Origin of the sequence: Aliiglaciecola litoralis, from assembly GCF_039523355.1 — a bacterium.
GTDB classification, from domain to species: domain Bacteria; phylum Pseudomonadota; class Gammaproteobacteria; order Enterobacterales; family Alteromonadaceae; genus Aliiglaciecola; species Aliiglaciecola litoralis.
Map to the genome: position 1 here is coordinate 308,858 of NZ_BAAAFD010000002.1, position 15,697 is coordinate 324,554.

A 15,697-nucleotide genomic window follows, 5' to 3' on the forward strand; every position below is an offset into this window, starting at 1 on the left:
CCTGAGTTAAGGTTTCAGCGGTACTAATGTTGGGTTAATTGACCGACATGAATAAAACGCGCATCGAATTTCTCAAACGGCATTGGTCGGTCAAATAAGTCACCTTGAAAATAGTCAAAGCTCAGTGACTTTAAATGTGAAAGCTGGTAACTATTTTCCACGCCCACAGCAATCACTTTTCCGCCATTGGAATGGGCAAGCTGACAAATGGTACTTGCTATCATATGCGCCACTTTATCACTTTCCATTTTATCGATGACCGAACGGGATACCTTGATAAAGGCGAAGTCTATTTTTTGAATGAGATCGCACGGGATCGTATGTCCTCCAACTTCTTGCAAACACAAAGCAACGCCCTCGTTTGCGAGGTACTTTAATGGCTTGAAAAAATGCGAATCGACTGACAGTTGAGCCCAGCCATCAATATCGATAACCATGGTAACACCACGCATTTTTAACAGCCGATTGGTCTCTAATATTTTTTCAACTTGAGCATGACGTATCAAGTCTTGCACGCACTTATTCACAAACAACATAAAGCCATGACATCCTACATCGTCACTGGTCGCTTCAATTTGTTGAGTAAGCTTATCGCTAACAATACGTTCAAATTTATCGGCATGACCTGACTGCCTAAACTGATGAATCACATCACCAATATTTTGTTTTCCTTCTAAACGATCGACCTGAGCTAAAATTTCGCCACCGATCACATTGTCAGCATTATCAAATACGGGCTGACAATTAATATCGAGAAACTTTTCCAACTCAGCTTCATTAAGAATATTACTGTCTATTAATATATTGATATTGCCTCTGCCATTTTTCTTTGCTTGATATAAAGCCAGATCCGCGGCTTTCATCATGTCACGATTAGTTGCGCCATGCTGTGGATAAAGTGAGATGCCGACGCTCAGTTTGATAGGCAATTTCAGGCCTTTATATTCTATTGGCTCCTCGCAGGCCAGCATAAGTTTACGTGCGACTATTTCCGCTTCCTCGGGATGGGAAATATTCGACAATAAGGCAATGAACTCATCACCACCTAATCGCGCCACAGAGTCAGAACAGCGCACCGTTTCGGTCAATCGCTGTGCAAAACCTACCAATACAGCATCACCAGCATCATGGCCATGTTCATCATTAATCTGCTTAAACTCGTCTAGATCAATTGCCAATATCGCTAAAATAGAGGCGTCAGTGTTATGCAGGCTAGAGGCTTGTCGGCTAGCCATTGACATATGTCTTTCTAATTCATCATTAAACGATAAACGATTTTTTATTTGAGTAAGGGGATCGATTCGAGCTAAACGGCCTAACTCGTTTTTTTGTCGGATCAATGTAAGTAGCACCTTGAGTTTGGCGAGTAGAACCTCTTCTTTAACCGGCTTTTCAATAAAATCAATCGCTCCGGTTTGATAACAAAGCTTTTCCAGTCCAGGGACATTATGACCATGAGCAGTGACAAACAAAATAGGCGGCGGCTCGTTGAATTGCAACGAAATCAACTCAGCCATTTCAGCACCGTTCATTTGCGGCATTGAATAGTCTAGAATTAATATATGCACCGTATTGTTAAGCATATATTTCAAACCATCTTCAGCTGATATTGCGGTTTTAATAGTCGCACCTATAGGCAATAACATTTGTTGCATGGAATACAAATTGGCTTGTAAATCATCAACAACTAAAATAACCATATCTTCGTTTTCATTCAGCTGATTCATAACACCTTCTCCAACCACTGATGTTCCCGACAATGGGGAATGATCTGAATATTTTCTAATAAGCTCGCCGCAGTTCTGGGCATAATATCAAATTGACAGTGTTCTGGGTCCGCTACAGCGCAGCAGGCCCCGCTGCGGTTTAACGCATGCAATCCGTCAGCACCATCGGTATTAGCGCCCGATAGCAAAATCGCCAAAGTGGAACGAGCCTCATGTCCACAACAAGACATGAAAAAAAGATTAATCGACGGCTTAGATGCCAAATAGGGTTCGTCATCGAAAAAACGGAAAACACGTCCTTCATCTTCAAGTAATAAATGATAAGCTGCCGGTGAAACATAAAAATGTTCACGGGCTAACTCAACTCCCGGCGTTGCCACTAAAACCGGTATTGGCAAACAGCTATTTAACGCGTCGCGAACCCTGTTTACACCTTCACTTTGGGTCATATGACAAGCGTACACAACCGGAGGTAACGAGCGCGTAAAAGGTTGACTAAACATTTGCATTACTTGCTCTACACTCCCCGCCGAGCCGCCGATTAAAATGCGTTCAATGGAACTAATCTGCTTTCTCCATGCTTATCAAAATTAGAACGACATGTTTAAATAATAGTCTATATTACTGAGGAATTTGATAAATATTTACACCATTGGCGACTTTCTTCATATTGCTTAGCTCAAACTCTAAATCGATACTTTCTGCACTGCCTAAAAGCAAATAGCCGCCTGGAGCAACACTGGGGATTAACAGGTCTTGAATAATTCGCAGTTGTTCATCACGATGTAAATAGATTAATAGGTTGCGACAAGACACCAAGTGCATGAGACCTAAAGACCCACCGCTGACAATATTGTGTTTGGTAAATTGACATTGCTTTCTCATCTTTTGATTAAAGCTAAAGCTTTGATCTGTTACATCAATTGCGTCAATTAAAGAATATCGACGATCGAGCTTCATGACTTTAAATTGGTGTTCCAACTCATCTAAACGTTCTAGAGCATAACTGCCTTGTCTGGCGCGCTCCAATGCAACTTCATTAATATCCGTGCCAATCAGCTGAGTCCGCTCTAGTACTTGGTTTATTTTGAAAAGACACGCCAAAGAATACATTTCCTCGCCCGTTGCACAACCTAAACTCCATACTTTGATTTTTGCATGGACACTTATTTTGGGAATCACACTAAAATGTAGTCGTTCAAAATACTCCGGATCTCGGAAAAACATCGAATAGGTTATAGTTAACGACTGGATCAGTTTTTGAGCTAACCCCTCATCGCCTTCAAGTAGTTTAACGAACAAATCGGAATAACCTGTTAACGAATGTTTCTTGATAAACGCATCTATTCGGCGTTGCAGCACAGGTAGCGAATAATGGGTAAAATCGTAATCGGTTATTCGCTTTAACAAATGCAGAATAAGATCGGTAGCAATGTTTGGGTCAATCATTGCCGGACTCTAACACGCGATGAAGCTCTGCCAATAGCTGGTTTGTATTGGTAGGTTTATCGAAATAACTAGCGCCCATTGCTTGACACTTATCCTTATCTTCTTGAAGATTTTTAGCCGATAGCACGATAATGGGAATAGAGTCATAATGCTTTATTTGTCTTAACTCTTTAATAAAGGCAAGACCATCGCCGTCAGGCAACACTAAATCCGTGATCACGGCATCGAAGCTGAACTCTTGAATTTTTTCTTTCGCTAACGTTAAATTATCCGCTAATTCAGCTTCCAACCCAGCTAGCTTCATAAGTTGCCCCATCGAAAATAAACTACGCATATCATCTTCGATGATTAAAACTCGCCGATTATCTGAAAAAGTAATACTTGGAAGAAGCGGCACAGACGATGCTGCTAAGTCGGCAGAAACACGTTGTTGTTCGACAATGACATTATGTAGATGTTTAATCGCTTGATCATTCCAAACCAAACTTTGCGACGCCAACGCATCCAACCATGGATTTACCTGCTTTTTGCTGTCAATAGAAATAACAATGATGCTGATAGTACTGGCCAAGGATTCGAGTTGCTTTTTGACTTTACTCTTATTGAGCTGCGCTAAAATTTCGTCTTGCACAAAAATAACAAGCCCAGCAATCAGATCGCTGTCTTGCGCTAGGCTGGCTAAATCTGATAATTCAGAGCGCACTAGCCACTGCGCAGATTTATTACTGCTCGAAACCGCTTGCCAAAGCGCATTAGTTGCCCCTAATACATACCAGTATTGCGGAGCTGACGGTTGTGGGCTTTGGGTCGACTGACTACTGATTTGGTTGCTACTGCGCTCAGGTTTCAGCGTAACTGAATCTTTCGTTTTACTCGCATTGTTAGGTTCACTCTGACTATTTGGTACAAGAAAGGTAAAGATACTACCTTTGCCAACCTCAGAGTGTATTTCGATTCGCCCTCCAAGCACTTCTGCCAGTTGAGATGAAATACTCAAACCAAGACCGGTGCCCTCTCGAGCAGACAAGCCACTATTGTTAACCTGATTAAAAGCATCAAAAATCTTAGCCTGCGCGTTAGGTTCAATTCCAATTCCGGTATCTTTAACGGTAAACTTCAGCCATTCGTCTTCACAGGTGACGATCAAAGTTACTTGACCTTGTTTGGTAAATTTGAATGCGTTGGATAGCAGATTTCTTAGCACCTGCTGCAATCGTTGAATGTCAGTGTAAATATCCTTAGGTAATTCACCACTCATCTCAACAATGAATTCAAGCTGCTTGTCTTGTGCAATGGGCATGAACATCGATTTAAGGCGTTCCATTGCATCTGCAATTGAATATTGATCAAAATGCACTTTGATTTCGCCAGCTTCAATGCGGGCCATATCGAGTAAATCATTGATAAGTTCTAGAAGATCCTGACCGCTGTTATGCACTACTTCAAGGGATTTCAATTGCTGTTGATCTAAGCTTTCTGGCTTTCTAAGCAGCGTTTGAATCAATATAATAATGCTATTGAGAGGAGTGCGCAGTTCGTGGGAAACCTTAGACAAAAACTGACTTTTGAGTTCACTGGCTTTTTTCAACTCGTTGCTGGTTTTTCTCAACGTCGTATTGAGTTCGGCCAGACGAGAATGATGTTCTTCAGCTTCTTCATTTTGTTTTTTGAGTTGTGAATTAGCTAATTTAAGTTCATCAGCTTGGACTTCCAATTCGGTTTCTGAGCGTTGCAGGGCCGCATGCTGCTGTTTCATTTCATCCATGGCTTCGGCAAGTTTGATTTGTTGCTGCTGCGTTACTTGCAGTAGCTGTTCGGTGTACGTTAAGTTCAGGCGTGACACAATGACAATGGTAAATCGCTCAAGGATTTCATAAACGCGCCGCTGTTCTGATTCATTCAACCGCGGTAATACTAGCTCTAGCACACCCACCAGCTCAGCATTATCTAGCATCGGGAAAATACACAAATGGCTGGGTCGTAAGGTAACTAACGCACTATCCACATTATATTGCTGATCTGATAAGTCGTAAAATGCGATTTCCTTAGATTTAGTCACTTGCTCTAATAAGCCTTCATGCATTTCTTGACCGACTTGGAGATTGCGTGATGATTTATTGTAAGTTTCAAATAACGTTAAAGGCTGATCTTCAGAGTCGGGTTTCAAATATAATGCTGCTGCTAAAGCGCCGCTGAATTTGACAACGAAATCAAGCGAAAGGGTTACCAGTCCTTCAAGGGTAGATTCTTGATACTGCAGTTGATTAAACTTTTCTTTATATTTGTGTACCCGTTGTCTGAGCTTAGTTTCATTCACGTTGCTGGCAACAATACGCTTAATATCATCAATCGCTGTAATTAACTCTGCCAGTTCCGAAACCGTGGATTCGGTTTCGAGGATCACGTCGGTGTCACCACTGGCAATCTTTTGGCTTTGGGTACAAATAGCAGAAATTGGATTACAAATAGTATGAACAAAACTCTCTTTCCAGCGTGTTAATAAACGCACGCAAAATATCAGTCCCAATAAAGTTATCAACAACGATAACGCGATCATAAGCCACAAATTTCTTTCAACACTTTGTAGGCTTGCAAAATAATGTTCATTTAACCTAGAAACTTCTTTATCAATTTGTTGGCTTAGTTTGTTGATTTGTAAACTGTGCATTGCAAGGTCGTAATAGAGATGATTAGTGGTCATTTGCTTGAAGCTTCGGACGTTATGCAAAAATTTAAGATATTCAGTGTTGAAGTTTTCCAGTTCTTGATCGTAACGAGTTGACTGCCCCCTGAACTGCCTAGCAAGGCTTAAATTTGTATCGACACGTTGCAATGCCTGATTAAAAGTTTGCCAGGTAGTTCGAGGGTTATTTCGCACTAGCTCCGACAGAATCCCTTGAGACTTAGTGAAATATCCCCGCAAGTCAGCGGACGCTTTAACTAGCTCAAGATTGGCAGCCTCAACACTGCTCTCTACCAAGTTAGTTAGAGATAAGAATAATTGGACTTGAGAAGGGACTATTTGTTCGTTAAACAACTTATCATGGGGTTTATCTAAATCGAACAGGACAATATCGACAACCCTTTTATGGCGCGCTTCAAGTTGGCGCATTAACGACGCTAACGTTGTTAATTCAACAGTGTCATCCGTCTGTTCGATATTGACTAACTTTACGGTTAATTTTTGCCAATGCTGTTTAATTTGTTTTCGGTTGACCGATTTTCCATTGAGGCGCCATGCTTCAACGTCTAAGTTGGTTTTATTAATTTGTTGTAATATGTCGAACAGATTCTTTTCAAATGTTAGCGCAGCATTGGTTGAACTGCGATATTCGGCGAATAGCAAGCTGAACATAAAAAAGACACCGGCAACGACTACTAACACTCCCCCTATCAGGCGAGTGAATAACTGATCTAATAACAATTTCAAGCTAGTAGTTGCTGACATACTAGGCTTCTTTATTTTGAATAATAGTATCTAGCATTTGATAAATTCTGGATATCCTTGCCTGCATCGCTTCTTCGGAAAGCTGGCGATTTAGAATGGGCAACATTGGCGGAAGTTCCACCGATTGATTATGAATATTAAAGTACAGAAGCTCACCGGCTAGCAGCGCGCTAGTAGTAACTCTAAATCGCAAATTCATTAGCGGATCATCAAACCTTTGGAGTTGCTTATTACTCAGATACAATTGACCGTTTAATTCTGATAGTAACTTGAGCGAGTCAAGCATATATTGTTCGGTACTGGGCGAGTCTGACTCGATCTCGTCATCTTCAATTAGTCGCAATCCTCGACTGAGAACAATATCCTGTAATAAAAATTCGACTTCGAGCATCCGCAAGACCAAAAAATTACGTAATAAATCCGGTTTGATTACCTGCATCAAGTGGGATTGAATATCCGTCATCAGGTAATACACTTCGCTAGGCGTGATCTGCATACTCATAGAACTTGGTTTATCTTCATTCGTTACATTGGAAGGCCAATGGCATTGCCATAGCCTGATCGTTGCATCCACCCATTGATAAACATGAGCTGGCACCGTGTCAGATGGATACGCTAATTGCGGGGGTACAGATATCAACCCGAGCTGCTGCTGATTGTATAGCTGGGATAACAAAAAAATATCATAAGCGAGTAATAAATTAGTTCTAGGTAGAGCTTCTTCTATACTGAGTATGGGCTCAATATGTTGTATTTTAACGCCGCCGGATTCCATTAGCCTTGCTAGATTTTCTGTCAATTTAAACACATCTGAAGGTTCGATCGAATCCATGTCAATATTGTCAGCAGCGTCAGAAATATTTTGTGTTAAAGGTGCAAAATTGTCGTATTGTAATTGACACGTATTTGCAGCCTTTACTACGCTAATGCTAGTCAAAGTTAACCCGAATAATGCAAAGGCGACATAACCAAACAACTTATAAATAGTCATAAAATCTCTAACCAGGGTGATGATCCGAAAACAGGTATTTTGGATTATTACTTTAATTTTCAAATAAGTGTAGTCGATTATTTTTTAAAATGGAGAAATCATGGAGTCAAATTCATTGCAACAATTAGCTTATATCAGCTCTGCCACGTCGGAACCAACCAGTGCTGACTTACAAGCAATCCTTGACGTTGCAACTGATAAAAATCAGCAACATAAAATTACTGGCTTTTTGATGTATGCAGAGCGCATTTTTTATCAAATTATTGAAGGTCCTAAAACAGAAATTGATACGCTTTATAGCAATTTATTGAGAGATACACGGCACAGTAAAGTGACACGTATATTGTATAATCCAATATCAAGTCGCCGTTTTGCCGATTGGAGTATGGCCTTTATGCGCTTTGATAAAATCAACGATATACCGGTAAAAGGCTATAGTAACTACTTTCATGAGTATTTAAAGTCAGGGAAAAAAACGCTCAACATCTTAGATACTGATGATGCAAAATCCGTTGAGCAAATGATCGACGATATGCGTAAAAGCCTGTTGGGTGTTTAATCCTCAGCGCAAATCAACAAAGCATGTTGACATAAAAGGTTAGATTGACGGTTAATAAGAAATGACGATGTTGATAAGCATGGCCGATTCCGAGTCAAGGTTAGTGTTTCTCACTGTCCTCGACTTGGATCCCGCCTACTTGTAACATTGGAGCGGCATCGATGTCATCGGCATCCATCATTTTGGCAATGCGCTCCATGGTTGCCAACATTTGCGATTGTTCCCACTCTTCCATGGCCTCAAAACGTTCAATAAAGTGATGTTGTAATGGCGTAGGAGAATCTTTTATCGCTATTTTTCCTTGTTCAGTAAGATGAAGCCCCACTTTACGTTTATCCACAGTGGAGCGTTCGCGGATCACAAAGTTTCGTGACTCTAAGCGGTCAAGAATACTGGTGACTGTGGCAGAGCTGAGATTGATACAGGTCGCAATATCCTTGACCATCACGCCATCATGGGCCGCAATGTTTTGCAACACGATTAACTGTGGCGAGGTTAAACCGGTTTCTTTGCTTAATTTTTTCGAATATAAATCAATTGCTCTAATCACTTTTCGCAGTGAAACTAACAAAGCCTCATATTTTTTCATACTTTTTCCTAGTGACGAGAATCACTCGCATTGGCGATAATGCCAAGTTTTGCGCATGTCTTTCCGTCTTGCATCTTAGTTTTTTCAGGGTACAAAAATGGCACTAATGGATCTTAATGCGACATTTCACACTCGGTCAAATTAATTTGAACTCTATCAAATAATATCCGCATAGTAATTCAAAACAACGAAAAATAAACTGCTTAGTTGCTTTCAAATTGCAAAAAACGACGATTTAGAGGCATATTTAATCGTATTAGTCTTATTTTCGTGAATAAACATCCAAAATTATAAGATATTCAATACAGCTCTATCCATTAAAATCCCTTATAAACTTGAACTTACAGCGTAAATCAGTGTAATATAGTTAGTGTACTAATCATTACTATTCTAATCGATTGTATAGAAATTAATTTTAACGTGAAAACTCACAAGCAGGATAAATGAACACATTTAATTGGAAACGCATTGTTATAAAAGTCGGCAGCGCGTTGATTGCCCCTAAAAATCAAGGGTGCAGTTCACACTTTTTACTCGGAATTGCACAATTCATCGTGCGCTGCAGAGCAAAAGGTATTGAGGTTGTTTTAGTATCATCGGGCTCAGTAGCCGCAGGCCGCAATTTATTTACCGCTGGCAGTGAAGAGAGCATCGCAGTGAAAAAAGCGATGGCTGCAGCAGGTCAAACAGAAATGATGGCGACTTGGGATAGACTTTTTGATTTTGCTTCAGCGCAGATCCTTCTAACCCATGGTGATTTGCGAGATCGCGAACGATTTATCAGTATTCGAGAAACTATTTTTACCTTGCTCGAACACAACATACTGCCGGTTATCAATGAAAATGACACCGTTACCACCGACAACCTGAAAGTCGGCGACAATGACAATTTATCGGCTATGGTCGCTACCGCAGCAGACGCTGATGCCTTAATCATTTGTTCCGATATTGACGGTCTGTATGACAAGAACCCACATACTCATGACAACGCCAAGCTGCTGTCTAGGGTAGATGAAATAGACAGCGCTATATACCAGATGGCTGGCGGAGCAACGAGCGCCACAGGCACAGGAGGCATGCGCACTAAAATAGAAGCGGCCGAAAAAGCGGTGTCGCATGGAATTGACACCTTCATTGTGAATGGATTTACTGAACTGACATTTAATATGTTGTTAGACGGTAAAAACCCAGGCACTCATTTTGTCCCGCATGAAAACCCAATGAAAGAGCATGAGCATTGGATGAAACACACGTCTAAAGAACAAGGTGTTGTGGTTGTAGGTAATGATGTGAAATTAGATACCAGTAACGACGAAGAAATGATTACCAGCGACGAGATAGTCGAAGTCAAAGGACGGTTTGCTGTAGGCGATACAGTCCTAGTAAGAAAAGGTGATGGCACTAGGCTAGCGAAAGCCAAGTCAAATTACAGTAGCTGTCTGTTGTCCTTTATAGCTGATCAAGATGACCAGAATTTTGCCAGCGAATTTCAGCAAAAAACAGGCCCGATCATTTCACAACAGAATATTGCCCTTTTGGAGAAGTCATGAGTTTAATTAAAGAATTATCAAAGAGTGCTGCAACGGCAGCTCGTAAATTAGCGGTACTCAGTACCCAAAAAAAGAATCAAGTACTTAACGATATGGCGGCGATGATCAGAGCGAAAGCCGATACGATTTTGCAAGCCAATGAGGTTGATTTAGACAACGCCCGACAAGCCCAGCTATCTGACGCCATGATGGATCGGTTGACACTCACACATGAGCGAATCGAAGATATGGCGGTGGGCATTGAGACCATAGCCAATTTAGCCGATCCTGTGGGTATTGAACGAGAGCTCGGTCAACGTCCAAATGGATTGCAGATTAGCAAGATGCGAGTGCCGCTTGGCGTAGTATGTATGATTTATGAAGCACGCCCCAATGTCACTGCAGATGCTGGCGCTTTGTGTTTCAAATCGGGCAACGGTGTGATCTTGCGAGGTGGTAAAGAAGCCTTGGCTTCAAGCAAAGCAATTGCTAGCGTTTTGCAAGATGTACTCAAGCAACACGATCTGCCAGTTGAACTCATTACGGTAGTACCCGATCCAGACCGTGGCCTGATGCAAGAATTATTAGAGCAACGTGATCATATCGACGTTGTGATCCCAAGGGGTGGTGAAGGCCTGATAAATTACGTAACGGAAAATAGCAAGATTCCGGTCATCCAACATTTCAAAGGCGTTTGCCATTTGTATATTGATAAAGATGCGGATTTTGAAGTGGCAATGCAATTGCTGTTAAATGGTAAAACCCAAAGAACCGGAGTCTGTAACGCGATTGAAGGCTTATTAGTTCATCAAGACATTGCAGCCCAATTTTTACCTATCGTTGATGAGGCGATGCACAATCACAAGGTTAAAATGCACGTGTGTGAGCGCTCGGATGAGCACCTTACTGACGCCGAAGTTATCAGTGATGATGATTTTGGACAGGAATATCTTGGCCTAGAAATAGCGATTAAAACGGTCGAAAGTGTTGATGATGCAATGGAGCATATTTCACGCTTTGGCAGCCATCACACTGAAGTTATCTGTACTCAGAATGAAATTACAGCCCGTCGTTTTCAGCGAACGGTTGACGCTTCAGTAGTCATGGTCAATGCCTCTTCGCGCTTCTCAGATGGCAGCCAGCTTGGTTTAGGCGCGGAGATCGGTATCGCCACGACTAAGCTACATGCATACGGTCCTATGGGACTCGAATCGCTCACCACTGAGAAATACCTTGTAATGGGCACGGGGCAAGTCAGAGCTTAGGCGATGAATATGGGCCTTGAGGAAAGTCTACTCGATGCAAACACCAAGATTGCCTTTATTGGTGGAGATAGTATGGCGAAAGCCATGCTATCTGGCCTCATCAAACATGGCCATCCTCGAGATCATCTTTTAGTCACGTCGCCAAACAACCAATCTCGGCAAGAGATAAACCAACGATACTTCATCAATACAGATGCTAATTACAGTAAAGCAGTCCATTTTGCTGATGTCATTGTACTGGCCGTTGAATCTGAAAAGGTCAGTGAGATGTGTTTACAGCTTAATGATGAGATGGAAGCACAACAACAAAGAGCCTTAGTCATTTGCGTTGCAGCCGGAGTAAGTTTTCAGCAGCTATCTGAAAATCTTGGCGGCACGAGTCGAATTGTATGCGCTATGCCAAATATGTCATCTTCCATTTGCAAAGGATTGACCGGGTTGTACTCATCGTCGGCACTTGAACAAGACGACCGATTACTCTGCGATCAAATCATGCAAGCGGTGGGAGAAACAGTGTGGTTGCAAACTGAATCACTGATGTCATCTATAGTGGCGACATCAGGCAGCTCACCAGCCTATTTTTATTTGTTTATGGAAGCAATGGAAAAAGCCGCAATAGAGCAAGGATTAGATCCTGACATTGCCAAGTCGTCAATTTTACAAAGTGCCTTAGGGGCTGTATCTATAGCGATGCGCAGTGAAAAGTCTCTCAGCGAATTACGCAAAGATGTGGCATCGTCTAAAGGGTCAACCGAAAAAGCGGTGAGTGCCTTCCAAAGTGGCGACATTGATGGACTCGTATCCAAAGCAATGAAAAGTGCAGCAAAACGAGTTGATGAAATATATCAGCGAAATAACTGAGTGATATTTCAACGCGATGAGTTTTCCAAAGGCGCGTTGACCGCCAGGTTTTGCCAACACCAATGAAAAGGTTGACGATATGTCGTCGCCATTCTGCCCAAATCAATAAATACCGTAGTTAGTCTTATCCTCATCCCTCTTCTTTAGTGTGGTTATGTGAATTTAACCGAATTGTTTTAAACCGAGTTCAGGTTAACTGGAGGGTTGCACTAGTATAAAGTGCCCTTTGAGGGGTTGCGACACACCTTAAAAAGGTCGATTGGGCTGTTAAGAAAAAGGTACAACCCCAGTGTAAATATTACGCCAAACACCCACCTTTATTTCAGACAACTATTCTAAAAAACAGGTATTTCATTTTAAATATCAGACAATTATAAGTTAGTGACATCTTGGCATCGGTTTAGCATCTATAAACTTTAATGATCTAGTTAAATATTAATGTAGGAGCAAACGATGGAAATTTTTGAAGCGATTAGAAGGGATCATGCAAAGCAGCGTTTATTGTTGAAGATATTAGTTGAGACTTCAGGTGACAGTTACAGCCGCAAAGAGTTTTATTCAGAGCTTAAGAAAAGCCTAGTAGATCATGCCGTTGCTGAGGAGCGTTATTTCTATTCTCCATTGATGCAATCAGACAAGACAATTGAGCAGTCACGTCATGGTATTGCTGAGCACCACGAGATAGATGAATTGATCGAGAAGCTAGATGAAACAGATATGAGTTCGTCAGCTTGGCTTCATTACATGAAAGCGCTGAAAAAGCTCGTAGAACACCACTTAGCCGAAGAAGAAAGAGAAGTGTTTCAGCAGGCAGGCAAAGTGCTGTCGGATAAGCAAAAAGAGGCACTGGCTGATGACTATGTAGACGAGATGAATACCAGTCACTAGGGATGCAGGTTCATCGCAAAGGCAAGACAGTTTTTTGATATTGAGGGCAAGGTTCAGCATCAGGTGAGACTATTGACCTGTTTACTGAGGATGTAACCAAGACCATGAAAGGTAAGCAAGCTAAGCGTAAAGCAGATGACAATGCCCCTGCATACCTAGTAGAACAAGAGGACAGCTCTGTAGTCCTGAAAGGTCACTCAGAGCTATCAATAACCGAGCAGATTAGGAGACACTATGCTAGCAACTAAACCAGAAGCGGGAAGTCAGTTTCCCCCCATATTAGTAAAGACCTTAGATAATCGAGAAACACTGTTAGTTGATGTGAACTCAGATCCAGCTAACAGCAACAAAAACGCGGACTGGTGGAAAGTGGTGGTTGTTTATCGCGGTCAACACTGCCCAATTTGTACTAATTTCCTAAACGCCCTTGATTCAATGTACGGCCGCTTCCAAGGGATCAAAGTAGACATCGTTGCCGTATCAGCTGACTCTGCAGTGCAGTTGCAAGAAAATATCGATAACGACTTACAAGTTTCGTTTCCCTTATTCCACAGCTTACAAGAAGCGGACATGAAGACTTTGGGTTTGTACATCTCTGACCCACGTTCAGAAGCTGAAACAGATCATGCATTCGCCGAACCAGGGCTATTTGTACTAAATGAGAAAAATCAAATGCAGCTGATTGATATTGCTAGCGGTCCATTCTCTCGCCCCAATATAGACCAACTCTATGAAGGCTTGGCTTATGCGCGAGAAAATGACTATCCAATCCGTGGCACCCACACAAACTAATCACCAACTAGGCGATCTTTTCACTTCGTTTATCAAAAACACGTTGAAAAGATCGCCCTATAAATATAGAGACACCCACCTTAATTAATTATAGAGACACCCATCGTAAAATTATTGATTACAAAGTTATCAAGACACCCATCGTAAAATTATTGATTACAAGTTATTAAGACACCCATCGTAAAAGTTATTAAGACGCCCATGGTTACCGACGATGATGAATACCGAAGCAATAATTACAAAATTACAAAGACACCCACCTTAGTTAATCTCAGAATAAAACAACTTTTTACTGTTCAAAGTGAGTGAACAATGAAAAGATTTGTTGATTGAGTTTGATAGGGGTATGCATGTTGTTAAATTACGTGAGAAGTGGCGTCCAACAAACATTTGGCTACGGTGTTGCGATTTTTTTGCTTATTAGCTATTCCGTCTCTGCACAGCAAGTGAATGAAAAGGCAGCCGTTTCGCAAGAGCAGCCTCCAGAAAAAGATAACAAAGCCTATTCCATTCTTTATCAACGGCAAACTTCCGATAGTGAAGCTTTAAAGAACCTCTACTCAATTTCACAACATCGATTGAATTATATTTTACCTGTTTCTTATGTTTCAGATTTAAATCCAGCCGATGTCACCGAATTAGATCAACAGAATATCGACAATTTTGAGGCCAAGTACCAACTTAGTGTTAAGTTGCCAATCTATCTAAAAGATGACAGTGTTAGTGGGCTATACATGGGATTTACCGCGGTTTCATTTTGGCAAGTCTACAACAGCCAAGCTTCGAAACCTTTTAGAGAAACCAACTACGAGCCAGAGATTTTTTACAGTTGGCAAACCAATTATCAGTTTTTGGGGATTGAATTTAACCAAGCACAAGTAGGGTTTAATCATCAATCGAATGGTCAAAGTGGAGCAAAATCTCGAAGTTGGAATCGCCTTTTCGCCTCAGCCCTTTTTAGTGATGAGGATTCCATTTACTACCTTAAAACTTGGTATCGAATTAAAGAAGAAGTTAAAAAGACACCCACCAGTGCGACAGGCGATGATAATCCTGACATCACCGGATTTTTAGGCCATTTTGAATTGGGCTATGGTAAGAAAGTGGGGAACTTCAATATTCTTACATTGCTAAGAAACAACCTGAAGTCCGATAACAAAGGCAGCATTGAACTGCACTTAGCTTATCCAATAAACAAAAGGTACGATTTCGTATTACAGTATTTTAACGGCTATGGTGATTCGTTAATCGACTATAATCACCACCAACAACGCATTAGCATGGGAGTTCAATTAAAGTTTTTGTAATCCCATACATTACCAGATTATATGGGGGTATTCGCGCAGCGTCAGTTAGTGTCATAGAGGCATTATAAGTGTGTATTTCGCCTGTTACTTGATAGCAAAATTAACAAGACACCCATGATTACAAAATGCAATTTCCATCCAAAAGTCACACAGGGTTTAGTGGATTTTTGATTTGGAAGAAATGTGACCAAAAGCGCAGTGGATACGTTTGCTTCTTTACTATCGATCTCTCTTACAACAGCAAAGCTAGCGTTGAAACCCACCTAGTTTATCCTATAGATGAAACCAATGG

13 protein-coding genes and 1 pseudogene are annotated in these 15,697 nt (G+C 41.3%); 8 read left to right on the forward strand and 6 right to left on the reverse strand.

The window, feature by feature from the left end; all coding sequences use genetic code 11:
• Positions 1–23 precede the first annotated feature (23 nt).
• From ABD036_RS05040 to ABD036_RS05060, 5 genes are read right to left on the reverse strand one after another with little or no spacing between them, the layout of a single operon-like run.
• Complete coding sequence (locus tag ABD036_RS05040; protein WP_343857135.1) at positions 24–1,727, reverse strand: two-component system response regulator; 1,704 nt, start codon at positions 1,725–1,727, stop codon at positions 24–26.
• On the reverse strand, positions 1,724–2,293 hold the full coding sequence (locus ABD036_RS05045; RefSeq protein ID WP_343858003.1) for a chemotaxis protein CheB: 570 nt from the start codon (positions 2,291–2,293) through the stop codon (positions 1,724–1,726). The genes ABD036_RS05040 and ABD036_RS05045 overlap by 4 nt, the downstream gene beginning before the upstream one ends.
• A 55-nt stretch (positions 2,294–2,348) precedes the next feature.
• Positions 2,349–3,176, reverse strand: a complete 828-nt coding sequence (locus ABD036_RS05050; RefSeq protein ID WP_343857138.1) for a CheR family methyltransferase — start codon at positions 3,174–3,176, stop codon at positions 2,349–2,351.
• Complete coding sequence (locus ABD036_RS05055) at positions 3,169–6,624, reverse strand: hybrid sensor histidine kinase/response regulator (protein ID WP_343857140.1); 3,456 nt, start codon at positions 6,622–6,624, stop codon at positions 3,169–3,171. Before ABD036_RS05055 ends, ABD036_RS05050 begins: the two co-directional genes overlap by 8 nt.
• 1 nt (position 6,625) lies before the next feature.
• Positions 6,626–7,615 (reverse strand): hypothetical protein, encoded by a 990-nt coding sequence (locus ABD036_RS05060; RefSeq protein ID WP_343857142.1) that lies wholly within the window; start codon positions 7,613–7,615, stop codon positions 6,626–6,628.
• Between the two features lie 100 nt (positions 7,616–7,715).
• On the opposite strand from ABD036_RS05060, the gene ABD036_RS05065 reads away from it, so the two are divergent.
• A complete protein-coding gene (locus tag ABD036_RS05065) occupies positions 7,716–8,174 on the forward strand; it encodes a BLUF domain-containing protein (RefSeq protein WP_343857144.1) in 459 nt (152 codons plus the stop codon).
• Positions 8,175–8,274: 100 nt separating this feature from the next.
• Here the strand turns inward: ABD036_RS05065 and ABD036_RS05070 are convergent, their stop codons facing one another.
• Positions 8,275–8,763, reverse strand: coding sequence for a MarR family winged helix-turn-helix transcriptional regulator (locus ABD036_RS05070; protein ID WP_343857147.1), 489 nt, complete (start codon positions 8,761–8,763; stop codon positions 8,275–8,277).
• 443 nt (positions 8,764–9,206) lie between these two features.
• Here ABD036_RS05070 and proB point away from each other — a divergent pair, with 443 nt between their 5' ends.
• From proB to ABD036_RS05105, 7 genes and pseudogenes are all read left to right on the forward strand, one after another.
• Positions 9,207–10,313, forward strand: coding sequence for a glutamate 5-kinase (gene proB / locus ABD036_RS05075; RefSeq protein WP_343857149.1), 1,107 nt, complete (start codon positions 9,207–9,209; stop codon positions 10,311–10,313).
• On the forward strand, positions 10,310–11,557 hold the full coding sequence (locus ABD036_RS05080; protein ID WP_343857152.1) for a glutamate-5-semialdehyde dehydrogenase: 1,248 nt from the start codon (positions 10,310–10,312) through the stop codon (positions 11,555–11,557). The genes proB and ABD036_RS05080 overlap by 4 nt, the downstream gene beginning before the upstream one ends.
• 9 nt (positions 11,558–11,566) lie before the next feature.
• On the forward strand, positions 11,567–12,418 hold the full coding sequence (gene proC / locus ABD036_RS05085; RefSeq protein ID WP_343857154.1) for a pyrroline-5-carboxylate reductase: 852 nt from the start codon (positions 11,567–11,569) through the stop codon (positions 12,416–12,418).
• A gap of 453 nt (positions 12,419–12,871) precedes the next feature.
• Positions 12,872–13,306, forward strand: a complete 435-nt coding sequence (locus ABD036_RS05090) for a hemerythrin domain-containing protein (protein WP_343857156.1) — start codon at positions 12,872–12,874, stop codon at positions 13,304–13,306.
• A 56-nt stretch (positions 13,307–13,362) separates the two neighbouring features.
• A pseudogene (locus ABD036_RS05095) lies at positions 13,363–13,554 on the forward strand (HVA1 family protein); the annotation flags it as partial.
• Positions 13,541–14,098, forward strand: coding sequence for a redoxin domain-containing protein (locus ABD036_RS05100; RefSeq protein ID WP_343857159.1), 558 nt, complete (start codon positions 13,541–13,543; stop codon positions 14,096–14,098). The pseudogene ABD036_RS05095 and the gene ABD036_RS05100, both read left to right, overlap by 14 nt.
• Positions 14,099–14,448: 350 nt before the next feature.
• The gene (locus tag ABD036_RS05105) at positions 14,449–15,405 is read left to right on the forward strand and encodes a phospholipase A (RefSeq protein ID WP_343857161.1); all 957 of its coding nucleotides are present in this window, start codon (positions 14,449–14,451) and stop codon (positions 15,403–15,405) included.
• Positions 15,406–15,697: the final 292 nt, after the last annotated feature.